The following is a 23,532-nucleotide window of genomic DNA, read 5'->3' as shown; positions in this document are numbered from 1 at the left end:
GCCGGATGAAGGGTGACCAGCGATGCGAACCAGAGACCAGTAACCAGGCGCACCGCAAGGTCGCGAGGTCTAGTGACCCGCGCGTGGGGCACGAGGATCAAGCGTGCTCGGCGCGCGGGGCTTCGTTGTCGACTCTGGACGTCGTCCCCGTGTTCATCGACCGGTGCCAGGCCACGGCCAGCGGGAGAGTGAGCACAACTCCTGCCACGCCGAAGATGCCGACCGTCGTCTGTGGACCCACCAGGTCCGTGAGCAGTCCGCCGATCAGCGGGCTCACCCCCAGCATCGTCGTCAGCCCCGTGTTGGACAGGCCCATCGTCTGCGCGCGGTTCTCGTCCGGCACCGCCAGCGTCAGCGACGCCGTCGCCTGCAGCAGCGCCACCGAGCCGAACGCGCCCGACAGGACGAAGAGGACGATCGAGAGCGGCGTGCCGGGCTGGGTGAACCCCACCAGCATCGGCACGGCGCACAGCGCCGACAGCGGCGCGATCAGCTTCGGCCGGGCTTGGGCGGGCACCCAGCGCGTGAACACGAACGTGCCGATCACGCTGCCCACCGGGTCGGCTGCCAGCAGGAGCCCGACGAGCTCGGGGCCACCGCCCGCCGACGAGACGTACGGCGCCGCGATGCCTTCGTAGACCGGCAGCAGGCCCATCAGCCAGGTGAACAGCACGAGCGCCCGCAGTGCGGGGCTGGACCACGCCACCCGGCCGCCGGTGCTGATCATGGCGAAGAACGACTTCCGCTTCTCGGCGCTCGCGGCGGGCGGCCGGGCCTGGACGCCGAACCGGACGAAGGCCGCGGACAGCAGGAACGTGGCGGCGTCGATGACGAGCGCCAGGTGCGGGTCCACCGCGAGCAGCAGCGCCCCGCCGCCGGCGAAGCCGAGCAGCTGCGCGGACTGGACCGTCATGCTCCGCACGCCCATGCCGACCACGAACCGGTCGCCTTCGAGCACCTGCGGCAGCAGCGCGAGCTGGGCGGCCTTGAACGGCGGGTTCAGCAGCGAGACGGCGCCGACGAGCACGCAGACGACCCAAAAGGGCAACGCGGGGAGGGCGACCAGCACGATCAGGCCGGCCCGCAGCAGGTCGACGACGACCATCACGGTGCGGCGGGAGAAGCGGTCGGCGAGGCCGGTCAGGAAGATCCCGCCGAGCAGTGACGGCGCGAAGGTCAGCGCGTAGGTCAGGCCGGTCAGGGTGGCGGAGCCGGTGGCGGTGAACACCAGGATCGACAGCGCGACTCTCGCCAGCTGGTCACCGGCGATCGAAAGCAGTTCCGCGAGCCACAGCGCCCGGAACTCGGCGATTCCGAACACCTCGCGGAACGTGACTCGATCCGGCGGTGCTGCCATGCGTTTCTCCGACCCTTTTGTGCCAGTCCTTTGCGCTCCCTTGACCACCGGCGTGTCACGGGGCGATCACGAGACGTGAGTTACCTCCGCCAGTGTCTCGTGACTGTTGGTGAATCTCTAGGTTCTTTCGCCGGTATCGAAGGTGTGACGAAGCTTTCCCGAACGTGTCAGACGATAGCCCGCCGTGTCTGCCCGATCGCTCAGGAGTCACCAATGGATCATTCCTCACCCGTTGACCCAGGACCAGAGGCAAAAGTAGCCACCTCGCGCGGGGCGAGGTGGCTACCGGGTGAAGTGGATCGGGCGATTCGGGCTCAGCCGTCGACGGCCAAGGCGTCCTCGGCGGGCGCGCGGGTGGTGCCGGCGGCTCGGGCCGCGTCGCGCTTGGCGACCTCTTCGCGGACGATCGGGATGACGTAGCGGCCGAAGTCGATCGTGTCGCCGAGCATGTCGTAGCCCCGGGCCGACAGGATCTCGACGCCGAGGTCGTAGTAGTCCAGCAACGCCTGCGCGACCGTCTCCGGCGTGCCGACCAGCGCGTTCGAGTTGCCCGCGCCGCCCGTCGCGGCCGCCGTCGGCGTCCACAGAGCACGGTCGAACCGCTCGCCCTGCGCCGCGACCGCCAGGAGCCGCTGGGAGCCCGTGTTCTCCGGCTCGGTCAGCTTGTGCCGCCGGGTCAGCGGCTGCCCGCCCTTGGTGCGGTCCTTGATCGCGCCGACCGTGCGGTGGGCCTTCTCCCAGGCCAGCTCCTCCGTCGGGGCGATGATCGGGCGGAACGCGACCTGGATGCGCGGCACGTCCGTGCGGCCGGCCGCCAGCGCCGCCGCCTTGACCGACTCGATCTGCTCGGCGGTCTGGGCCAGCGGCTCGCCCCACAGGCAGAAGATGTCGGCTTCGGCGCCACCGGCGGCGTACGCGGCCGGCGAGGACCCGCCGAAGGAGACGCCCGGCCGCGGCTGCTGCGCCGGCTTGATGTCGCTGACGTAGTCGGCGAAGCGGTAGTACTCGCCTTCGAAGTCGAACGGCTCGGCCGACGTCCAGGCCTTCTTGATGATCTGGATGGCCTCGCGGGTGCGCCCGTAGCGCTGGTCCTTCGTCAGGAAGTCGCCCTCGCGCTGCTGCTCGTGGTCGTTGCCGCCGGTGATGAAGTGGACCGTCAGCCGGCCGTCGGAGATCTGGTCGAGCGTCGCGAACGTCTTCGCGGCGAACGTCGGGTACGAGACGTTCGCCCGGTGCGCGAGCAGGATCTGCAGCTTGTCCAGCTTCGTGGCGACGTACGCGGCCGCCTGCGCGGGATCCGGCGAACCCGAGCCGTAGGCGAACAGCACCCGGTCCCAGCCGAAGTCTTCGTGCGCGCGGGCCAGGCGCAGCGTGTACTCCTTGTCGAACACCCCGCCCGAGCGGGCGTGCGTCTCCGACCCGTCGTGCGTGCCCCCGATGCCCAGGAACTCCACCGGCATGACGTCCACCTTCTCTCGCGTCGCTCCCTCAACGGCTACGCCTGGACGCACCGGTGCGGCAACGACGTCCGCAGGGTGGAACGGTTCGAGGCTGCTGCGGGAACCCCGGCGTAGCTTCGAACACGTGGCCGATCTCGCGCCGTTCACACTCGCCGTCGTGGGCGCCGGACCCCGCGGGGTCGGCGTCCTCGAACGGCTCGGCGCGAACGCCGCCGAGCTGCTCGGCGGCCGGCGGCTCGAAGTCCACCTGATCGACCCGTTCCCGCCGGGGCCGGGCCGCGTGTGGCGCTACGACCAGTCACCGTTGCTGCGGATGAACTCCATGCCCGAGGACGTCACGATGTTCACCGACGAGTCGGTGAAGATGGCGGGCCCGGTGCTGCCCGGGCCGGCGCTGCTGGAGTGGGCGCGGCTGGTGCGGGACGGCTCGCTCGAGGCCGAGGTGCCCGCGGACGTCGTCGCCGAGCTGACCGCGCTGGACGCCTTCCACTTCCCGACGCGGCGGCTGCAGAGCGCGTACCTGACCTGGGTGTACCGGAAGATCCTCGGCGACCTGCCCGGCGGCATCGACGTCGTCGAGCACGCGGCGCGCGCGGTGGACGTCGAAGGTTCGCTGGTCCGGCTCTCGGACGGTTCGGAGCTGAACGCGGACGCCGTCGTGTTCACGGTCGGGCACCTCGACGCGGAACCGGACGAGCGGGAGCGCGAGCTGGCGTCGTTCGCCGGGCGCCACGGGCTCGCCTACTACCCGGCCGGCTACACCGCCGACGTCGACTACTCCGCCGTCGAACCGGGGGAAACCGTGCTGGTGCGCGGGTTCGGCCTGGCGTTCGTCGACCTGATGCTGCTGCTCACCGAAGGCCGCGGCGGCCGCTTCGAGGAGCTCGACGGCGGCGGCCTGCGCTACCACCCGAGCGGCACCGAGCCGGTGCTGCACGTCGGCTCGCGGCGCGGCGTGCCCTACCACGCGAAGATCGGCTACCGGCTGCGCGGGAAACCGTTGCGGCTGCCCAGGTTCTTCGACGCCTACGCCATCGACGAGCTGGCCGGGGCGCCGGGCGCGCTCGACTTCCGCGCCGACGTCTGGCCGCGGATCGCGAAGGAGCTGGCCTGGGGTTACTACAGCGAGCTGTTCACCGGGCACCCGGACCGGGTGCGGCTGGACTTCGCCGTGTTCGCCGACGCCTTCGCCGACCTGGCCTGGGATTCGCCGGGGATGCGGGACCTCGTCGCGCGGGCCGTGCCCGCCGAGGAGGACCGCCTCGACCTCGACCGGCTGGACCGGCCGATGGCGGGCCGCGCGTTCGGGACGGCCGAGGAGTTCGGCAAGGAGCTGCGCGAATACCTCGAGGCGGACCTCTCGCGCCGCGCCGACCAGACGTTCAGCGCCGACCTGGGTGCGTTCATGGCGCTGCTCTCGGTGTACGGCCAGATGCCGGCGTTGGTCCAAAAGCGACGGTTGAACGCGGCCTCCCAAGTGTCCGATATGGACGGTTGGTTCCACGGGTTCTTCTCGTACTACGCCAGCGGGCCGCCGCCGCGCCGGCTGGAGGAGCTGCTCGCGCTGCACGAAGCCGGGGTGGTTTCGTTCGCGGGCGCGGAAATGCGCGTGACGGCGGACGCCGCGCGCGGCGTCTTCTTGGCGTCCGGGGCGAGCTACCCGGGCGAGGTCGTGTCGCGCACGCTGATCGAGGCACGGCTGCCGGGCCCGAGCGTGACGCGCGCGGCGGACGTCCTGCTGCGGCAGCTGCGTGACACGGGCCAGCTGGCGGAGGAGACGGTGGCGGACCCCGAGACCGGAGTGCACCTGCCGTCGGGCCGGATCCACACGCGCGTCTCGGACTCCCGCCTCCTGGACGGCGCGGGCCACCCGCACACGCACCGCTTCGCCGTGGGCCCGCACACCAGCGCCCGTTCGGCGGCGGCCTTCACCCGGCCGCGGACGAACGCGTCGTCGTTCCGGCAGAACGACGCCGTGGCGCGCGAGATCCTGGCGCTGGTCAACCCGCCCAGCTGACGAGCTCGTCGAGCACCTGCTCCGGCGCGGGCATGGCGGCGATCTCCCGTGCGACGCCTTCGGCGATGGCGCGCGGCTTCGGGTCGGCCAGCAGCTCGCGGGCCGCGGCTTCGATCGCGTCCATCCGCACGGCGTCGCCCACCAGGGACTGCGCCGCACCCAGAGCGGTGAGCGTCTCGGCGTTGACGAACTGGTCGGCGCCCTGCGGCAGCACCAGCTGGGGCAGGCCGGCGGCGAGCGCGGCGAGCACCGTGCCGGTGCCGCCGTGGTGCACGACCAGGCCCGCGTGCTTCAGCACCTCGGCCTGCGGCACGAACCCGGCGGCCCGCACCCGGTCCGGCAGCTCGCCCAGCAGCGCGGGATCACCGGGGCCGAGCGCCACCAGCACGTCGACCGGCAGCCGGGCCAGCGCGTGCAGCGCCCCGCGCAGCACCTTCGTCGCGCCGAACACCACGGTGCCCAGCGTCAGGTAGACGAACCCGTCGGCCGGCAGCGGCGGCAACGGGACGTCGGGGTCGACCGGCGTCGGGCGCATCCGGAACACCTTCGGCACGCCCGCGGTGCCCGGGTCGCGGACGCTGTCGGGCCAGACGTCCACGCAGGCGTCGCCGAACATGGCGTCCGCGGGGAGCGTGCCCCAGAGCGGAGCCAGCCGTTCGGTGGCGAGGGCCAGCAGCTCCGGCGGCATGGACCGGCCGATCACGACGGAAACGGCGGGGATCCCCGCGCGGCGGGCCGCCACGCCGGCGCCGACGTCGCTCTGCTCGTAGACGACGAGGTCCGGGCGCAGCCGCGGGAGCAGCGGAGTCAGGTCTTCGAGCAGCGCCACCGGCAGCAGCTCGCCGAACATCGTGATGCCGACCTCGGCGAAGCCGGCGTCCTCGCCGTGCCGCCGGTTGGCCTCGGTTTCCGCGTCGCTGATGGCGATGCCGGCGCGGTGGGCCTCGAAACCGAGGTCGCGCACGGTGGCGAGGAAGGCCTCACCGGTGCCGAACACGACGTCGTGGCCGACGGCTTTCGCCGCGTCGGCCAAGGGCAGCAGGGGGAAGAGGTGGCCGTACGCCGGGCGGCACGAGAAGAGAATTCGCACCACCCGAGCGTACTGGTCAGCCCTTCACGACCGGGGCGATCTGCTGCACCCACTGCCACGGCGCGGACGTGCCGCCGGGCAGGGAGTTGAAGTACTCCCAGCCGTCGATCCCGCCGAAGTCCGGGTACTTCGAGACGAGACCGCGCACCGTCGACTGGAGGGTCGACATGGCGACGTAACCACTGCAGTTCGCGGGGTTCGTCACGGTCCCGGCGACGACCTTGCTCGCGGGCACGATGCCGCGCTTGACGATGTTGTCGTAGCCGGACGTGCTGCTCAGCGAGCCCCAGCCGCAGTAGAACTGCGTGTTGAACCAGGAGATCTGCGCGCCGCGGTCGCGGTAGAGGGTGTCGTAGTTCAGCCCGGACAGCCCGCCGCCGCCGGTCAGCTCGCTCGCCACCGGGGCGAGCGTGACGAGGAACGAGCTGCCGAAGTCTGCCCGCAGCGCGTCGATCAGCTTGTTGAGCGCGCCGTTGGACATGTGCTCTTCGACGTCCAGGTCGATGCCGGACAGCGAGTACGTCCGGATCAGGTTGCGCAGCAAGGGGTAGTAGGTGTCGAACTGCGTTTCGAGCCGCTGGAAGCTGCCCGCCGCGGCCCCGCCGACGAAGGCGAGCACGTGCACCCCCTGGCTGCGCAGGGTCGCGAGGTCCTGCCACATCCGCGTGAACTTCGCCGCGTTCGGCGGATCGTCGTTGAGGTGCACAACACTGTTCGTGTCGAGGTGGATCGCCCCGACCACGACGTCGGTGACGCCGGTGTTGTTCTGGGTGAGCGTGAGCGGTGAGACGTAGATGGAGCCGTTGTAGATGGTCTGGTAGTAGACGATCACCCTGCGCCCGGCGGCGGCCGAAGCCGGCACCGCACCCGAAAGCAGCATCACCAAGGCCACGAAGGCCACGCCGATCCTCCGCATGGTCCAGACCATACGTCGCGGAGGGTGGTGAGGAAAGAACCCACCGTCGATCCTGTCCGGTTTTGTCTCAACCGACCTCCTGGACCGACCGCCCCGGGATCGCCGCCAGCAGTTCCTTCGTGTAATCCGCCTTCGGCTCGTGCAGCACCTGCGCGGCCGGGCCCAGTTCGACCATCGTTCCCGCCCGCAGCACGCCCACCTGGTCCGCGAGCTGCCGGACCACCGCCAGGTCGTGCGAGATGAACAGGTATGACAACCCCAGCTCCGACTGCAGTTCCGCCAGCAGCCGCAGGATCTGGGCCTGTACTGAGACGTCCAGCGCCGACACCGGCTCGTCGCACACCACCAGGTCCGGCCGCAGCGCCAATGCCCGCGCGATCGCGACCCGCTGACGTTGGCCGCCCGAGAGCTCCGCCGGCTTTCGGCGGGCCACCGACGCAGGCAGCGCGACCTGCTCCAGCAGCTCCGGAACCCGGGTGCGCGGCAGACCGAATGCCCGCAGTGGCTCCGCGATGACGTCCTCGATCGAGAACTTCGGGTTCAGCGACGCGTACGGGTTCTGGTAGACGATCTGCATCCGGCGCCGCAGCCGGCGCAGCTCGTTGCCGCCGAGTGACGTGATGTCCTGGCCGTCGAACTCGATCGCACCGGCGGACGGCGTTTCGAGGCGCAGCAGCATGCGCGCCGTCGTCGACTTGCCCGAGCCGGACTCTCCCACCAGCGCCAGGGTCTGGCCGCGGGGGATGTCGAACGAGATGCCGTCGACCGCGCGGATGCCGCCGTCGAACGTCTTCGCCAGGTCTCGCACCGTCACCAGTGGCTCGGCGGCCGGAGCCGCCGGACGCAGTGTGCTCGTCATGCTCGGTGCCGCCGCGAGCAGTTGCTGTGTATACGGCTGCGAAGGCGCGCTGACGATTTCGGCGGTCTTGCCCTCTTCGGCGACTTCGCCGCGGGAGAGCACGACGATCCGTGACGCGCGATCGGCCGCGACGCCCAGGTCGTGCGTGATCAGCAGGATCGCCGTCCCCGACTCCGCGGCCAGCGACGTCAGGTGGTCGAGGATCCGCCGCTGCACGGTGACGTCGAGCGCGCTGGTCGGCTCGTCCGCGATGATCAGCTTCGGCCGCCCGGCCAGCGCGGCCGCGATCAGCACGCGCTGCCGCAGCCCGCCCGACAACTGGTGCGGGTACTGCTTCGCCCGCAGTTCCGGCTCCGGCACGCCCGCGCGTTCGAGCAGTTCGACGGCCTGCAGCGAAGCGGCGCGGCGGTCGGCGAGGCCGTGGATCCGCAGCACCTCCGCGACCTGGTCGCCGATCCGGTGCACCGGGTTGAGCGAGACGGCCGGGTCCTGCGGCACCAGCGCGATCTCCCGGCCTCGCACAGTCCGCCACTGCTTGGGGGACAACGACGTCAGGTCGCGGTTGCCGAAGCTGATCGCGCCGCTGTCGATCCGGCCGCCACGGGGGAGTAGGCCGATCGCCGCGTGTGCGGTGGTCGACTTGCCCGAGCCGGACTCGCCGACGACCGCGACGACCTCGCCTTCGCCGACGTCGAGGCTGACGTCTTGGACGGCCGGGACCAGCCCGGCCCGCGTCCGGTACGACACGGCCAGGTTTTCGATGCGCAGCAGGGTCATCGCTCGCCTCCGTCCAGTGCCCGGGACAGCCGGTTCGCGGACAGGACCACCGCCGCGACCGTCAATCCCGGGAACGTCGTCATCCACCAGGCCGTGGCCAGGAAACTGCGGCCGCCGGCGACGAGCGAGCCCCACTCCGGCGTCGGCGGGGTCGCGCCGAAACCGAGGAAGCTCAGCGCCGACACCTCGAGCACGGCCGTGCCGAGGGTGAGCGTCGCGAGGGCGAGCACCGGGCCGGCCGCGTTCGGCAGGACGTGCCGCAGCAGCACACCGGACCAGCGCACTCCACTGGCTCGCGCGGCTTCGACGAACACGCCGCTTCGCACGCGAAGCACCTCCGCGCGCATGACTCGCGCGAAGGACGCGAGGTTCGCGATGCCGACGGCGATCGCGACGTTCGTCGTGCCGAAACCCAGCGCCGTCACCAGGGCCAGCGACAGCAGGATCGGCGGGATGGCCAGGAAGACGTCGACGATCCGCATGATCACGGTGTCGGCCCAGCCGCCGCGGAACCCGGCGAGCAGGCCCAGTGCCGAGCCCGCGATCAACGCCGTCAGCACGGCGATCGCGGTGGCGCGCAGCGAGAGGGACGCGCCGTGGATCACCCGCGCGTAGACGTCACGCCCGGTCTCGTCGGTGCCGAAGAAGTGGTGCAGCGACGGCCCTTGCAGCCGTTCGGCCGGGACGCCGGTGATCGGGTCGTAGCTGGTCAACAGGCCGGGCACGAAGGCCGCCAGCAGCACGAACGCCAGCACCACAACGGCGATCACGAGACCGGGCGGGAACGGCACTTTCACGTGAAAGTGCCGCTTGGTGGCGAGGTCAACCACGGGCCACCGCCTCGGGGGTACGCGCGATCCGCGGATCGAGCAGCGGGTAGAGCAGGTCGACGCTCAGGTTGAGCACCACGAACACCAGCGCGGCCAGCACGATCACCGCCTGCACCACCGGGACGTCCTGCGCGGTGACGGCGGCCGCGGTCACCCGGCCGACGCCGTCGCGCGAGAACACCGTCTCGGTGATCACCGAACCGGCGACCAGGTTGCCCGCCACCACCCCGGCGACGGTCAGCGTCGGCACGGCGGCGTTGCGCAGCAGGTGTCCGAAGTGGACGCGCCAGCGGCTCGCGCCCTTGGCCGCGGCGATCTCCGCGTACGGCTGCTCCTGCTGCGTGGCCAGGCTCTTCGCCAGCACCTGGCCGATGATCGCGCCGGTCGGCAGGGCGAGCGTGATCGCGGGCAGGATGATCGTCTCGAAGCCCTGCGTGCCGAGCGCGGGCAGCAGCCGCAGCCGGAACGAGAAGAACTGGATCAGCACCAGGCCCACCCAGAACGGCGGCAGCGAGATCGCCAGCGACGGCAGGGACAGCAGCGCCTGCCGCAGCCAGCGGAACCGCGTGAACGTGCCCAGGAACGCCGAGCCACCACCGAACAGCACGGCGAGCACCAGGGCCAGGCTCGTCACGGCGAGCGTCGGCGGCAACGCCGTGACGACCATGTGCGTCGCGTCGTCGCCGGTCGCGACACTGCGGCCGAAGTCGCCGTGCAGCGCCGAGACCAGCCGTTTCAGGTACTGGACCGGCAGCGGCGAGTCGAGGCCGTACTCCGCGCGGGCCGCGGCGAGCTGCTCCGGCGTCGTCGACGACCCGGCCTCCCCGCCGGCGAGCTTCGCCGAAACGGCGTCACCCGGCAGCAGGTAGAGGATCAGGAACGACAGCGTGAACGCCGCCCACAGCACGAAGACCGCTTGCGCGACCCGGCGGAGCAGGTAGTTCCTCACGACAGCCACGCGTCGAACAGCTGCAGCCGTGACGACGCTTCGAAGTCGACGGCGTGCGCCTTGGCGCTCTCCGCGACGACCTGGGTCAGCTCGAACACCGGCACCGCGTAGGCGTGGTCGACGATCAGCTTCTGCGCCTCGTCGGCCGACGGCTTCCGCTTGGCGTTGTCCACAGTGGACGACTGGGCGTCGAGGGCGACGTCGAGCGGGTTGCCCGGCGTGAGCCGGCTGCGGTTGCCGGCCTTCGTGGAGAACTGGCCGCGCAGGATGTCCGGGTCGGCGCGGGTGACGTTGTACCAGAGGAAGTCGTAGTTGCCGCTCAGCTGGATCTGGGTGGTCTCGGCGTTGGTGTGCTGCTCGATCTTGAGGTCGAAACCGATCTTGCGCAGCTGCTGCTGGATCAGCTCCAGCACGCTGCGGTTCTGGTTGAACACCGGCGAGAACACGACGGCCGCGCTCAGCCGTTGCCCGTTCTTCGTGCGGATGCCGTCGGCGCCGGGCACCCAGCCGTCGCCGTCCAGCAGCGCCGTGGCGCCCTTCTGGTCGTAGGCCAGCTGCGCGGACAGGTCGCTGTGCAACGGCGTCGCCGAGCCCAGGATGCTGGTGGCCGGCTTGTAGCTCGGCGTCAGCACGGTGTTCACGACCTCGGTGCGGTCGACGCCCTTGAGCACGGCCTGGCGCACCTTTTCGTCGGTGAGCACGCCGCGGGTGGTGTTCGCGTGCAGGTTGAACACGACCCCCGGGTTCGGCCGGATGTTCTCGGTGAAGCCGTTGCTCGTGAACTGCGGCTCGTCGACCGGCTGGACGTCGGTGATCGCGTCGAGCTGGCCGGAGGCGAGGCTGCCGGTGCGGACGCCGGGCTCCGGCACGATCTTGTAGTCGATCTTGTCGAGGTACGCCTCACCCTGGTGCTTGAACAGCGACGAGCCCCAGGTGTAGCCCTTGCGCTTGGCCAGCACGATCTCCTGGTTCTGCTTCAGGCTTTCGAAGGTGAACGGCCCGGAGCCGACCAGGCCGTTGCCCTGGCAGCGCTGCTCCGGCGTCTTCTGGAACGCCGCGGGGGCCAGGACGCCGAGCGACACCGTCGAGCTGGCCTGCAGGAACTGGGCGCTGGGCGCGGAGAACTCGAGGCGCGCGGTCCGCGGGTCGACGACGGTCGTGCTCTTGTAGGCCGCGAGGTAGCCGTAGCCGAGCTGGGCCTTCGTGCCGAGAGCCTTGATGCCGTCGAAGCTGGTCTTGATCGCGGCGGCGTCGACCGGGGTGCCGTCGGAGAACGTCGCGCCGGCGCGCAGGTGGAAGGTGAACGCCGTCGAATCGGCGTTGCTCTCCCACTTCTCGGCCAGCCACGGCTTGATCTCGCCGCTCTTCGGGTCCTGGTCGGTCAGCGAGTCGACCAGCTGGCGCGCGACGTTGATCGACGCGTTCGTGGCGGTCTGCTGCGGGTCGATGCAGTCGGGCGCGGACGAGATGCCGAGCCGGAGCGTGCCGCCGGCCTTGGGCGGGCCGGCGTCGGCGGCGGACTGCTCGCCGCCCGCAGCGGAGCAGGCGGTCAGCAGCACGGGCAGGGCGAGCAGGGCCGCGGCGTTGCGGGCACGGGAAAGCTGGGACACCGACGGCCTCCAGGGGAGCGGTTGCGACTTCAAGCGCGACGCTAGTTCCGCACTTGAGGCCGTCCCACAGTGCGAACCCGGGTCCCAACCCCTGGCACCGCAACGATTCCCCCTTGACTTCCGCTCGGCTCGAGTTGTCGTGAGTGTTTAGGGCGGTTCTAACCGCCCTAAACACTCACGACGAGCTGCGGCAGACCCGGGTCAGCAGCGGCCGAGCATGTCCGTCAGGGCCGTCTTCTCCGCGGTGTTGACGGTGAGCTTGAACTTCGTCTTCACCGCGACCCACATCTTCGCGTAGGTGCACCAGTAGCCGGTGAGCGGCGGCTTCCACTGGTCAGGCGACTTGTCGCCCTTCGACTGGTTGACGTTGTCCGTCACGGCGATGAGCTGCGGGTCGGTCAGGTCGTTCGCGTACGCCTGGCGCTGGGCCGTCGTCCACGACGACGCGCCGGTGCGCCACGCGGCGGCCAGCGGCACGACGTGGTCGATGTCCACATCGGACGCCGCCGTCCAGGTCTCGCCGTCGTACGGGCTGAACCAGCTGCCGGAGGTGGCGGCGCAGTTCGACCCGGTGACGACGTTCGTGCCGTCGCGCTTCAACACGACTTCGCGCGTGTCGCAGCTGTTGCCCTGGTCGATCCAGTGCGGGAACTTGTCGCGGCTGTAGCCGGTCTGGGACCCGTCGGCCTTCACGGTCAGCGAAGCCAGCTCCGACTTCGCCGTCGCGGCGGACGGGACGCCCGGCGGGGTGGCGTCGGCGACGCCGGCCAATGTTCCGGAGAGCACCGCGGTGGCGGCGAGGACAGCCAAGGAATGACGAACAGCACGCCTGGTTGGCATATTGCTGCCTCCATGTCAGGTGTGGGGACAGCTAACCCTGATACACCTGAGTGGCGTGTGCAACACGTATAGGTGATATGTTGCTGCCCGTTCGCCAACGCTGAGTGTCCGCTGGCTCACGTGAGAGTGAAAAACGCAGGTCAGGCCGCTCCACGAACGAGTCGCAGATCCTCCGTGTGCCGGTACCAGGTCCACTTGTTCACCGCGCGGTCGAAGACCACGTCGTCGCGCACCGGCCGCGTGGGGATGCAGCCGATCTGGAAAGCGCGCGAGTACAGCGTCGTCGGCCGCTTGAAGACGGTCCCCTTCACCACGCGCACGGCCAGGCCCGGCCCGCCCGGATCCGGCGTCACCTCGATCGACGCGGCCGGCCCGCGCAACGCGACCTGCTCGTCGCAGTAGGCCACCCCGCGGACGAGCCGCAGCAGCCCGCGCCCGACGAGCACACCGCCGACGTCGTCGCGGATCAGCGGCACCGGGTCGACCTCGCCGCGCAACGCGAGCGCGAGCGCCTGCAGCGGCGTCTTCGGCAGCCCCCACAGCGCGGCGACCGAAGAGTCCGGCGAGGACGGCACGAACCCGACCGACACGCCGGAGATCGCGTCCTTCCGCAACAGTCGCAACACGACCGCGGCGAGATCGGCGTCCGTGCCCGACACCACCAGGTGATCGTGTTCGCCCAGCAAGGGGTCGATTTCCGCTTTGCCGGGACGGCTCGGCACGCGGACCGATTCGACGTCATCGACTTCTTCGAAGCCGGCCGCGTCGTCGCCACAGGCCACCACTATTCCGCGCACCCGCGGGTCCTCCGTTACAGTCATGCACCGGCATTTACCAGCGCCACCGGTGTCCGCCCCGGACACCAAACCTCACGTCGTCGAACACCTTGGAGTGTCACATGCCGGCCATCGTGCTCATCGGTGCCCAATGGGGAGACGAAGGCAAGGGCAAGGCCACCGACCTGATGGGTGACCGCGTTCAGTGGGTCGTCCGCTACCAGGGTGGCAACAACGCCGGTCACACGGTCGTCCTGCCGAACGGCGAGAACTTCGCCCTGCACCTCATCCCGTCCGGCATCCTCACCCCCGGCGTGACCAACGTCATCGGCAACGGCGTGGTCGTCGATCCGGGTGTGCTGCTGGACGAGCTGTCCGGACTCGAAGCGCGGGACGTCGACACGTCCAAGCTGCTGATCTCCGCCGACGCGCACTTGATCATGCCGTACCACGTGGCCATCGACAAAGTCACCGAGCGCTACCTGGGCAGCCGCAAGATCGGCACCACCGGCCGCGGCATCGGGCCGTGCTACCAGGACAAGATCGCCCGCGTCGGCGTCCGCGTGCAGGACCTGCTCGACGAGAAGATCTTCCGGCAGAAGGTCGAAGCCGCGCTGGAGTTCAAGAACCAGGTGCTGGTGAAGGTCTACAACCGCAAGGCGCTGGAGGCGAACCAGGTCGCCGACGAGGTGCTCGCCGCGGGCGAGAAGTTCGCGCACCGCATCGCCGACACCCGGCTGCAGCTCAACCAGGCCCTCGAGCGCGGCGAGACCGTGCTGCTCGAAGGCTCACAGGGCACGCTGCTCGACGTCGACCACGGCACCTACCCGTTCGTGACGTCGTCGAACCCGACGTCCGGCGGCGCGAGCGCCGGTTCGGGCATCGGCCCGGGCCGGATCGGCACGGTGCTCGGCATCCTCAAGGCCTACACCACGCGCGTCGGCTCCGGGCCGTTCCCGACCGAGCTGAACGACGAGTCCGGCGAGTACCTGCGCAAGCAGGGCGGCGAGTTCGGCGTCACCACGGGCCGCTCGCGGCGCACCGGCTGGTTCGACGCGGTGATCGCGCGCTACGCGGTCCGCGTCAACGGCATCACCGACTACTTCCTCACCAAGCTGGACGTGCTGTCCGGGCTGGAGAAGGTGCCGGTGTGCGTGGGTTACGAGGTCGACGGCTTCCGCACGCAGGACATGCCGATGACGCAGACCGACGTGCACCACGCGATCCCCATCTACGAAGAGCACCCGGGCTGGTTCGAGGACATCTCGGCGTGCCGCACGTTCGAGGAGCTCCCGGCGAACGCCCGCGCGTACGTCGAGCGCCTCGAAGAGCTGTCGGGCGCCCGGATCTCGGCGATCGGCGTCGGCCCGGGCCGCGAGCAGACGATCGTGCGGCACCAGTTCGTTTAAGGCGCTGTCGTTCAGGTCAGCTTCGTGCTGACCGGCGTCTCGTTGCGGAACAGGTCGAGAACCGGGCAGTGCTCGTCGACCTCGCGCTTGAGGTCTTCGTAGCGCTCGCGGCTCGCCGGCCCTTCGAGCTCGACGGACACCCGGACGTCCCCGAAACCGGGGCGGGTGTTGAGCGAGAAGCCGAAGAAGCCGTGCAGGTCGAGGTCGCCGTCGACGGTGACCTTGACCGAGTCGAGCGGGATCCCGCGCTTGGCCGCCCAGAACTGGTACGTGATCACCTGGCACGACCCGAGCGCGGCGAGCGCGAACTCGACGGGGTTCGCGGCCTGGTCGGCACCGCCGAGCGCCGGCGGCTCGTCGACGGTGAACTCGTGCCCCCGCACCTTGACGGCGACTTCGGTCCTGGTGCCGGGCTTCAGGGTGTGCTCCACGCTGAAGGACACGGCGGCGTTGTGCGGGTCGGCGTCGACGGCCTTGCGAGTGCCGTCGATGACGTCGGTCAGCGACATGGGATCTCCTGAGGATGGTGATCGGGATCTCGCCCCAGAGTGGGTGATTCCCTCACGGTTCGCGCGAGTTCCCACGCGCTGGGAGCGCCGGTTCCCGGGATGCGGAAGCGCTTGCCTGACCGGCCGATGCGGGGATCATGGCGCGGTGGTCCGCCTTCTGGCGTGGGCCGGGGTCCGCCGGGTTTGCCCGGCCATCCCGCCGCCGAGGCCCACCCCGCCCTTCCCTTGGGGGGCCGGTCCCGTCTCCAGCGTATCGGCACCCCCGGCGCGAAAACGGGTCCGGACGAAATCTGTGGACAACCGAACCCATTGTGGATAACTCCGCTTCTCAAGCGCTGAGAAGCCGGAAACCGGTGGCACCGAGGGTTAGCGTGAGGATCATGACCATCGGAGTCACGCTTCCCTCGGGCGACACCGCCGCCGCGCCCAACCTCGTCGACGAGCTCCTGGCGCAGGCCAGGCAAGCCGCCGACGCCGGGCTCAAGTCCGTGTGGTTCTCGCAGCTTCCGCTCAGCCAGGACGCCATCACCGTCGCCGCACTCGCGGGGCGGGAGAACCCCGGGCTCGAGGTCGGCACCTCCGTGGTGCCCATCTACCCGCGGCACCCGCTGGTGGTCGCGAACGCGGCGCAGACCGCCCACGCCGCCACCGGTGGGCGGTTCACCCTCGGCGTCGGGCTCGGCTCGAAGGGGTTCCTCGGGCCCGTCTACGGCGTCGAGTACCCGCCGCCCATCAAGCACCTGCGCGAGTACCTGACCGTGCTCAAGCAGGTCTTCACCGGCGAGGCCGTCGACTTCGACGGCGAGACCGTCCAGGCTCACGCGCCCGGACTGTCCACTGTGGGCGGTGACGTGCCGATCATCGTCGCCGCGATGGGGCCGCAGGCGCTGCGCGTCACCGGTGAGCTGGCCGACGGGACCCTGCCGTTCCTCGCCGGGCCGCGGGCGCTGGCCGAACAGATCGTGCCGCACCTGCCCGCGGGCAAGCGGATCCTCGCCGCCGTGCCCGCGATCGTCACGAACGAGCCCGACGCCGTGCGCGCCCTCGCCGTCGAACAGATGGGCTTCTACGCGCAGATCCCGTCGTATCAACGGATCCTGGCCGCGGAAGGTGTCGATCATCCGGCGGATCTGGCGATCATCGGTGACGAGAAGACCGTCCTCGCCGGGCTCCGGCGGTACTACGACGCCGGCGCGACCGACGTCCTCGTGTCGCAGACCGGCATCCGCTCGTCCGAAGAGCGGCGCCGGACCTGGGAGGTGATCAGCTCAATCGGTTCGTGAGCGTCGTCGACACCGACAGCTCCTCCAGGTCCAGCTCGCGCAGCATCTTCCCGAGGATCTCGTCGTCGAGCCGGCCGGCGCGGTTCTCCTCGATCATCGCCTTGCGCTGGGTGATCAGCAGCTCGCGCCGGGCCTTCGCGAACTGCGCCTGCGGGCTGCCGGAGCGGTCCTCGCCGGACAGTGTGATCGCCGCTTTGGCGAACCGGTAGCGCGTGTCGACGAGCCGTTCCAGCCGCTCCTTCAGGCGCTCGACCTTCTCCGGCGGCAGGTCCAGCTCGGCGAGCCGGTCGCGGCTGATCTCGCGCAACCGCGCGTGCGCCGCCTTCTGCGCGACCTCGCGGGCCGCGAGTTCCTCGGCCTCGTCCCGCGAGGTCTCCGACGGGTCCTGCACCTTCAGCACCCGGATCAGCGGCGGCAGCGTGAGGCCCTGGATGAGCACGGTGCCGATCGCCACCGCGAACGCGAACAGCTGGATCTCCTCGCGGCCGGGCGTGTCGGCCGGGACGCCGGCCGCGGCGGCGAGCGTGACGACGCCGCGCATGCCGGTCCACGAGATCACCGCGATCGTCTGCCAGTCGGGCGCCCGGCGGACCTGGCCGAACAGCCGCAACGTCTTCGGCAGGTACGCGAAGAGCGCCACCGCCGGGATCCGCACCAGCATCGTCACCGCGAGCACGGCCAGCGCCACCAGCGCGAGGGTGCCGTTGTCGCGGGCCGCGTGCGCGGCGCCGTCGAGCACAAACGGCAGCTGCAGGCCCATCAGCGCGAACACCAGCGCCTCCAGCAGGACGTCGATCGACGCCCAGACGGATCTGTCCTGCATGCGCGTCGCGGGTGACGCGTAGAGCGAGCGGTGCCCGAGGTAGAGGCCCGCGGCGACGACGGCGAGCACGCCGGACCCGCTGAACTCCTCACCGAACGGGTGCAGGTGCTCGGCGGTGACGTACGCGCCGAACGGCACGATGATCCCGAACGCCGACTCCAGCAGCGGGTCGTCGAGCAGCCGCCGGATCCCCACCACGAGCGCGCCGATCGCCAGGCCGACGGCGATGCCCAGCACGGTGGCGACGCCGAACACCGCGAAGCCGTGCCCGGCCGAGCCCGCGGTGCCGGCGACGGCGGCCAGCGCGACCTTGTAGAGCGTCAGCGCGGCGGCGTCGTTGACCAGGCTTTCGCCGGTCAGCACGCTCATCACGCGCCGCGGCAGGCCGAGCTTGCGGCCGATCGCCACCGCCGTCACGGCGTCCGGCGGCGCCACGACCGCGCCGAGGACGAGCGCGGAGGCGAACGGCACGTCCGGCAGCAGCAGGTGCACGACCAGCGCGACGACCACCGCGGTGACGGCCACCAGCACCACGCCCAGCGCGACGATCGGGCGCAGGTTGCGCTTGAAGTGCGTCACCGAGCTTTCGAGCGACGTCGAGTAGAGCAGCGGCGGCAGCACGACGGTGAGGACGAGCTCCGGCTCCAGCTCGAGCCGCGGCACGCCGGGAATCAGCGCGACCCCGAGCGCGACCACCACGACCAGCAGTGGCGCGGACAGGTTGTAGCGCCGCGCGAACGCCGTCAGCGCGAGCGAGCCGGTGAGCACGCCCATCAGGACCAGGATCTCCACGCGCGTGATCTTCCCGCAGGTAGAGAGCCTGCGCTTGCCTTCCGGTGAATGGAAGTGACCTGGATTACGTCGTACCCCCTGTGCATACTTGTGCGCACTACGCACACCTGTGCGGATGACGTGCACCGACGCACATCCGGAGGTTCCCCATGTCCCCTGGCACTCGCTCCTGGGTCGTGCCCCTGGCCTGGACCGCCGTACTGCTCGACGGGTTCGACCTCGTCGTGCTCGGCTCAGTGCTGCCCGTGCTCCTGCGTGACCACGTCTGGGGCCTGACGCCCGCCACGGCGTCGGTCGTCTCGACGGTCGGCCTGGCCGGGATGATGCTGGGCGGCCTGGCGATCGGCACGATCACCGACGTCATCGGCCGCCGGAAGTCCCTGATCATCTCGGTCGCGTTGTTCTCGCTGTGCACGCTGTTGTGCGCCTTCGCGCCGTCGACGTTCGTCTTCGGCCTGCTGCGCTTCGTCGCCGGGCTCGGCCTCGGCGGCTGCCTGCCGACGGCCATCACGCTGGTCACGGAGTACGCGCGCCGCGGCAAGGCCGGCAGCGCGACGACCACGGTGATGACCGGCTACCACGTCGGCGCGGTACTGACGGCGCTGCTGGCGATCGTGCTGATCTCGCCGCTGGGCTGGCGCGCGATGTTCGTCGCCGGGGCGCTGCCCGCGGTGGTGCTGATCCCGCTGATGCTGAAGTTCCTGCCGGAGTCCGAGTCGTTCCAGCGGGTCCGCGAGACCGAGCGCTCGGCCGGGCACGCGGTCGCCGGGCTGTTCCGCGGCGGGCTGCTGCGCGCCACCATCGCGTTCTGGATCACGTCGTTCATGGGCCTGCTGCTGGTCTACGGCTTGAACACCTGGCTGCCGGAGATCATGCGCCAGGCCGGCTACCCGCTCGGCGCGGCGCTCAGCCTGCTGCTGACGCTGAACGTCGGCGGCATCGTGGGCCTGCTCGTCGCGGGCCGGGTCGCCGACCGCGTCGGCATCCGGCCGTCCGCACGCGTCTGGTTCATCGCGGGTGCGGTGTTCCTGGCGCTGCTGAGCGTGCGGCTGCCGGCCGTCGGGCTGTACGCGGCGGTGTTCCTGACCGGCTGCTTCGTCTTCAGCGCCCAGGTGCTGGTGTACGCCTACATCGGCCGGATCTACCCGGACGCGATCCGCGCGACCGGCCTCGGCTGGTCCGCCGGCATCGGCCGGATCGGCGCGATCTCCGGCCCGCTGCTGGGCGGCGCGCTGCTGACGGCCGGAATCGCCTACCCGTGGGGCTTCTACGCCTTCGCGGCGGTCGGCGCCCTGGGCGCGGTGGCGGTCACGGTCGTCCGCCCGGGCCACGACGTCCGGGTCGAGGACTCCGTCCCGGCACGGGAAGCCCGGACTTCCTGAGTCTGCCGCGGCTCGTCGTGAGTGTTTAGGGCGGTTAGAACCGCCCTAAACACTCACGACAACTTGCACCGAGCGTCAGCCGAGTTCCTTGAGTTCCTGTTCCACGGCCGCGAGTTCGGCCTCCGAGCCCTGGACCTTGGGGCCCTTGAACCACTTCCGCGCCGAGAGCACCCACCACAGTCCCGCGCCGCCGAGCACCACGAGGAACGCGACCGGTGTGTAGTTGAACGAGTCCACCGTCACCGGGGAAACCTGCGGCAGCATGAACAGGATGAAGATCAGGACGACCCACGTGGTCGCGACGATGCCGACCGGCTTGCCCCAGCGGCCGAGGTGCCACGGCCCGCGCTCGAAGTCGTCACCCTGGCGGACGCGCAGGAACACCGGGATCACGTACGCCACGTACAGCCCCACCACGGCGATCGAGGTCACCGCCGCGTAGGCCGTCGCGCTCCACAGGTACGGCAGCGCGAGTACCAGCGCGCCGCCCGCACCCAGCCAGACAGCGTTGGTCGGCGTCTGCGTGCGCTTGTTGATCTTGTGCCAGAACTTCGACCCGGGGATCGCGCCGTCGCGGGCGAACGCGTAGATCATCCGCGAGTTGGCCGTCACCGACGCCATGCCGCAGAACAGCTGCGCGCCGATGCAGATCAGCAGCAGGAACTTGCCGGTGACCGCGCCGGTCGCGTCGATGAAGATCTGCGCGGGCGGGACGCCGGTGGCCGAGCCGACTTCGCCCGCGTAGTCCTGGATCGCGAACGTCAGGCCGATCAGCAGGATCCAGCCCGCGACGAGCGAGACGACGATCGACATCACGATGCCGCGCGGCCCGGCCGTCGCCGCGCTCTTCGTCTCCTCGGTCATGTGCGCCGACGCGTCGTAACCGGTCAGCGTGTACTGCGCCACCAGGAGACCCAGCGCGAAGACGTAGAACGCCGAGCCCCAGCCCGTCTGGTTCACGAAACTGCCGAAGACGAACGACGCGTCCTGGTGCTTGGCGGGCACGAAGATCAGCACGCCGACGATCACCAGCACGCCGATGAGGTGCCACCACACGCTGACGTTGTTGAGGATCGCCACGATCCGGACCCCGAAGGTGTTCAGCAGGCCGTGCACCACGAGGATGATCGCGAGCAGCAGGATCGTGTGCCCCGGCGTCGCCGAGAAGCCCCACTGCAGGTCGAGGAACGCGTTGAGGAACAGGGCCGCGCCGAAGTCGATGCCCGCGGTGACGGCGATCTGCCCGACGAGGTTGAACCAGCCGGTGAACCACGACCACGCGGGGCCGTTCTTCCGCGCCAGCCGCGCCGCCCAGTAGTACAGCCCGCCCGCGGTCGGGTAGCTGGAGCAGACCTCGGCCATGCCCAGGCCGACCAGGATGACGAAGATCCCGACGAGCGGCCAGCCCCAGATCATCGCGGCCGGCCCGCCGGTCTTCATGCCGAACCCGTAGAGCGTCAGGCAGCCGGACAGGATGGAGATGATGGTGAACGAGACGGCGAAGTTCGAGAACCCCGACATCGTCCGCTTGAGCTCCTGCGCGTAGCCGAGCTGGTGCAGGCGTGCGGAGTCGTCGTCCTGGGCGGGGTCGTGGTCGGGAGTGGTCTGCTGGTCGGAGACATCCATCGGGCACCTCTTGAAAGGTATGCGGCCAGACCATTGAATTCGCCGAAGTTAGCCCCGGCGGCCGAGGGGTGTCAAGGCTTCGTCAAGAACTCGTCCAGCCGCTGGAGCAGCGGTCCGCCGCCGCGGTGGTCGTTCGAGAGGAGCGTCGCGGTGACGCCCCCGGAGTGCGTGCTCCGGAACGAGACGCCGTGGTCGCCGCCTTCGAGCCGCACGGCGCCGGGCCACGGCAGCCAGAAGCCGAGGCCGTAACCCGGGGCGTGCGGGCGCAGCATCCGGGCCACCCACTCGCGGGGCACGATCCGGCCGTCGAGGAACGCGGGCCAGAACCGCCGGAAGTCCGGCGCGGTGCTGTAGCTCCCGCCGTCGCCGTGCCCGCGCACCGGCAGGCTGAACACGTTGGTGCGGCCGTCTTCCAGGTAGCCGGTGGCGGTCCGGCCGGGCAGCGCGTCCGACCGGAGGAACGCCGTGTCCGCCATTCCGGCGGGCGCGCAGACGCGCTCGTGCACGAGGTCGGGGAACGGCCGGCCCGCGACCCGTTCGGCGAGCAGGCCGAGGACGGCGAACGCGCCGTTGTTGTAGTGGAACTCCGTGCCGGGCGCGGACCTCTGCGGATAGCCGTCGAGCGCGGCGAGGTAGTCGGCTGACGTGGCGAGGGACGGCGTCGGCGGCGGGTCCGCCTCTTCGTCGCAGTAGTCGCCGATGCCGGACGTGTGCGTCAGCAGGTGCTCGACGGTGACGGCGTCGTCGATCAGCGGGAGGTCGCCGCCCAGCAAGTCGCGGGCGCGGGCGTCCAGGGTCAGCCGTCCTTCGGCGATCAGCCCGACGACGACCAGCGCGGTGAACCCCTTGGTGCCGCTGGCGATCGCGAACCGGGTGTCGACGGTGTTCTCGACGCCGTAGCCGCGGTGCGCGTACCCGGCCGCCTCGGCGAGCAGCGTCTCGTCACCGCGGCTGACCAGCGCCACGCCGGAGAACGCCGTGAGGGGCACCTTCATGGACGAAGCGTCCCTGAAGGTGCCCCTCACGGCAAAGCGATTACCGGCCCAGGAACGCGTGCAGCGACTCGAGTGCGGTGTCGCCCTGGTCGGCGAAGAAGCCGTCGACGCCCGCCTTGAGGAACGCCGCTTCTTCGGTGAACACGTCACCGTAGGCGTCCGGCTCGGCCGAGGAGCGCAGGTTGGCCGGCAGGAACGGGTTCTCGTTCCGGAACGTGTACGGCTGCACCTTCAGGCCCGCCTTGTGCGCGTCCGCGACGATCGCGGTCGGCTTCGTCAGGTTCCCGGCGGCGTCCAGCGGGATGATCTGGCTCTTGTCCGGCCCGAGGTACTTCGCGTACTTCGCGACGTCCTTCAGCCCGGACGCCGTCACGAGGTCCGCGTACGTCCGCTTGTCGCCCTTCGCGACGAAGTCGGCCGGGGCGCCGGTCGCCGACGTCAGCTGCAGCAGCGGCGTCCGGACCTGCTTGTGCAGCGCGATCAGGTTCGACACCTCGAACGACTGGATGATCGCCGGCGCGTCCGGCCGGTCGAGGCCGTTGCGCTCGAGCGCCGTCACCAGCTTCGGCTCGATCGGGTTGCCGATCGTCTGGAAGAACGTCGAGTGCTTGACCTCGGGGTAGGTGCCCAGCGTCCGGTGCAGTTCCTTGCCGAGGCGCTTGGTCAGGTCGAGCACCTCCTGGAAGGAGGCGATCTGGTAGCGCCCGTTGTACAGCGTGTTGTGCGGCCGGTTCGCCGGGATCCGCTCGACCGCGCGCAGCGTCTTCAGCTCGGCCAGCGTGAAGTCCTGGGTGAACCAGCCGGTCGTCGAGACGCCGTCGATGACCAGGGTCTTCTTGCGGGACGCGAACTCCGGGTGCTGCGCGACGTCGGTGGTGCCGCCGATCTCCGGTTCGTGCCGCGCGACCAGCCGGCCGTCCTTCGTGGGCACGAGGTCGACGTCGACCCAATCGACGCCGAGGCGGTAGGCGAGCTCGTACGAGGCGAGCGTGTGCTCCGGCCGGTACCCGGGCGCGCCGCGGTGTCCGATGATCACGGGGTCATCGTGACCCCGCCCGTGCGCGGCCGCATCGGCGGACCCGGTCTCGGCCGCGTTGGCCGAGCCGATCGCGAATCCGGTGACGCTCAGCAACGCCAGTCCGGCGAGTGCCAGGACGCCGACACGTTTGCGCTTCATCTGGTGACCTCTTTTCACAGGGTGTGCCCTGACTACTCGCGCAACCCTCACTGTC

At 70.4% G+C, this 23,532-nt stretch carries 19 protein-coding genes; 4 read left to right on the top strand and 15 right to left on the bottom strand.

Annotated elements, in window-relative coordinates; translation table 11 throughout:
* Window positions 1-97: 97 nt before the first annotated feature.
* Together OHS58_RS35835 and OHS58_RS35830 are read right to left on the bottom strand one after the other, a co-directional pair.
* Window positions 98-1,357, bottom strand: coding sequence for an MFS transporter (locus OHS58_RS35835; RefSeq protein ID WP_326945209.1), 1,260 nt, complete (start codon window positions 1,355-1,357; stop codon window positions 98-100).
* A gap of 314 nt (window positions 1,358-1,671) precedes the next feature.
* A complete protein-coding gene (locus OHS58_RS35830) occupies window positions 1,672-2,817 on the bottom strand; it encodes an LLM class flavin-dependent oxidoreductase (protein WP_328645399.1) in 1,146 nt (381 codons plus the stop codon).
* Between the two features lie 124 nt (window positions 2,818-2,941).
* Between OHS58_RS35830 and OHS58_RS35825 the strand changes: the two genes are divergently transcribed.
* Window positions 2,942-4,834 carry an FAD/NAD(P)-binding protein gene (locus OHS58_RS35825; protein ID WP_328645398.1) on the top strand — a complete coding sequence of 631 codons (1,893 nt, stop codon included), beginning with the start codon at window positions 2,942-2,944 and terminating at the stop codon, window positions 4,832-4,834.
* Here OHS58_RS35825 and OHS58_RS35820 read toward each other — a convergent pair.
* From OHS58_RS35820 to OHS58_RS35785, 8 genes are all read right to left on the bottom strand, one after another.
* Window positions 4,818-5,924, bottom strand: coding sequence for a glycosyltransferase (locus OHS58_RS35820; protein ID WP_328645397.1), 1,107 nt, complete (start codon window positions 5,922-5,924; stop codon window positions 4,818-4,820). The genes OHS58_RS35825 and OHS58_RS35820 overlap by 17 nt on opposite strands.
* A 16-nt stretch (window positions 5,925-5,940) precedes the next feature.
* Window positions 5,941-6,840: a glycosyl hydrolase family 18 protein gene (locus OHS58_RS35815; RefSeq protein ID WP_328645396.1), complete on the bottom strand. Its 900-nt coding sequence runs from the start codon at window positions 6,838-6,840 to the stop codon at window positions 5,941-5,943.
* 67 nt (window positions 6,841-6,907) lie between these two features.
* Complete coding sequence (locus tag OHS58_RS35810) at window positions 6,908-8,476, bottom strand: ABC transporter ATP-binding protein (protein ID WP_328645395.1); 1,569 nt, start codon at window positions 8,474-8,476, stop codon at window positions 6,908-6,910.
* Entirely contained in the window at window positions 8,473-9,306 is an 834-nt protein-coding gene (locus tag OHS58_RS35805) for an ABC transporter permease (RefSeq protein WP_326956599.1), read from the bottom strand. The genes OHS58_RS35810 and OHS58_RS35805 overlap by 4 nt, the downstream gene beginning before the upstream one ends.
* Window positions 9,299-10,255, bottom strand: a complete 957-nt coding sequence (locus OHS58_RS35800; RefSeq protein WP_326951712.1) for an ABC transporter permease — start codon at window positions 10,253-10,255, stop codon at window positions 9,299-9,301. Before OHS58_RS35800 ends, OHS58_RS35805 begins: the two co-directional genes overlap by 8 nt.
* Window positions 10,252-11,865: an ABC transporter substrate-binding protein gene (locus OHS58_RS35795; protein ID WP_328645394.1), complete on the bottom strand. Its 1,614-nt coding sequence runs from the start codon at window positions 11,863-11,865 to the stop codon at window positions 10,252-10,254. The genes OHS58_RS35800 and OHS58_RS35795 overlap by 4 nt, the downstream gene beginning before the upstream one ends.
* A gap of 201 nt (window positions 11,866-12,066) precedes the next feature.
* Window positions 12,067-12,705, bottom strand: a complete 639-nt coding sequence (locus OHS58_RS35790) for an HNH endonuclease family protein (protein WP_247059258.1) — start codon at window positions 12,703-12,705, stop codon at window positions 12,067-12,069.
* A gap of 140 nt (window positions 12,706-12,845) precedes the next feature.
* Window positions 12,846-13,526 (bottom strand): hypothetical protein, encoded by a 681-nt coding sequence (locus OHS58_RS35785; RefSeq protein ID WP_442875486.1) that lies wholly within the window; start codon window positions 13,524-13,526, stop codon window positions 12,846-12,848.
* A 77-nt stretch (window positions 13,527-13,603) separates the two neighbouring features.
* Here OHS58_RS35785 and OHS58_RS35780 point away from each other — a divergent pair, with 77 nt between their 5' ends.
* Window positions 13,604-14,890 (top strand): adenylosuccinate synthase, encoded by a 1,287-nt coding sequence (locus OHS58_RS35780; protein ID WP_247059256.1) that lies wholly within the window; start codon window positions 13,604-13,606, stop codon window positions 14,888-14,890.
* Window positions 14,891-14,901: 11 nt separating this feature from the next.
* Here the strand turns inward: OHS58_RS35780 and OHS58_RS35775 are convergent, their stop codons facing one another.
* Window positions 14,902-15,399 (bottom strand): OsmC family protein, encoded by a 498-nt coding sequence (locus tag OHS58_RS35775; RefSeq protein ID WP_247059255.1) that lies wholly within the window; start codon window positions 15,397-15,399, stop codon window positions 14,902-14,904.
* Window positions 15,400-15,779: 380 nt separating this feature from the next.
* Here OHS58_RS35775 and OHS58_RS35770 point away from each other — a divergent pair, with 380 nt between their 5' ends.
* Window positions 15,780-16,682 (top strand): TIGR03564 family F420-dependent LLM class oxidoreductase, encoded by a 903-nt coding sequence (locus tag OHS58_RS35770; protein ID WP_328645393.1) that lies wholly within the window; start codon window positions 15,780-15,782, stop codon window positions 16,680-16,682.
* Here OHS58_RS35770 and OHS58_RS35765 read toward each other — a convergent pair.
* Window positions 16,663-18,297 carry a Na+/H+ antiporter gene (locus OHS58_RS35765; protein WP_326956604.1) on the bottom strand — a complete coding sequence of 545 codons (1,635 nt, stop codon included), beginning with the start codon at window positions 18,295-18,297 and terminating at the stop codon, window positions 16,663-16,665. The genes OHS58_RS35770 and OHS58_RS35765 overlap by 20 nt on opposite strands.
* Before the next feature lie 149 nt (window positions 18,298-18,446).
* On the opposite strand from OHS58_RS35765, the gene OHS58_RS35760 reads away from it, so the two are divergent.
* Window positions 18,447-19,679 (top strand): MFS transporter, encoded by a 1,233-nt coding sequence (locus OHS58_RS35760; RefSeq protein WP_326956605.1) that lies wholly within the window; start codon window positions 18,447-18,449, stop codon window positions 19,677-19,679.
* Window positions 19,680-19,754: 75 nt separating this feature from the next.
* Here the strand turns inward: OHS58_RS35760 and OHS58_RS35755 are convergent, their stop codons facing one another.
* The 3 genes from OHS58_RS35755 to OHS58_RS35745 all read right to left on the bottom strand — a co-directional run bounded on the left by OHS58_RS35755 (window position 19,755) and on the right by OHS58_RS35745 (window position 23,477).
* Window positions 19,755-21,305, bottom strand: a complete 1,551-nt coding sequence (locus OHS58_RS35755; protein WP_328645392.1) for an amino acid permease — start codon at window positions 21,303-21,305, stop codon at window positions 19,755-19,757.
* A gap of 71 nt (window positions 21,306-21,376) precedes the next feature.
* On the bottom strand, window positions 21,377-22,300 hold the full coding sequence (locus tag OHS58_RS35750; RefSeq protein WP_328645391.1) for a serine hydrolase domain-containing protein: 924 nt from the start codon (window positions 22,298-22,300) through the stop codon (window positions 21,377-21,379).
* Window positions 22,301-22,340: 40 nt separating this feature from the next.
* Window positions 22,341-23,477 (bottom strand): glycerophosphodiester phosphodiesterase, encoded by a 1,137-nt coding sequence (locus OHS58_RS35745; RefSeq protein WP_328645390.1) that lies wholly within the window; start codon window positions 23,475-23,477, stop codon window positions 22,341-22,343.
* Window positions 23,478-23,532: the final 55 nt, after the last annotated feature.

It is taken from the genome of Amycolatopsis sp. NBC_00348 (genome assembly GCF_036114655.1).
In the GTDB taxonomy this organism is placed as follows: Bacteria; Actinomycetota; Actinomycetes; order Mycobacteriales; family Pseudonocardiaceae; genus Amycolatopsis.
The sequence above is the reverse complement of the archived record's forward strand: the minus strand, read 5'-3'. Positions and strand labels throughout refer to the sequence as shown.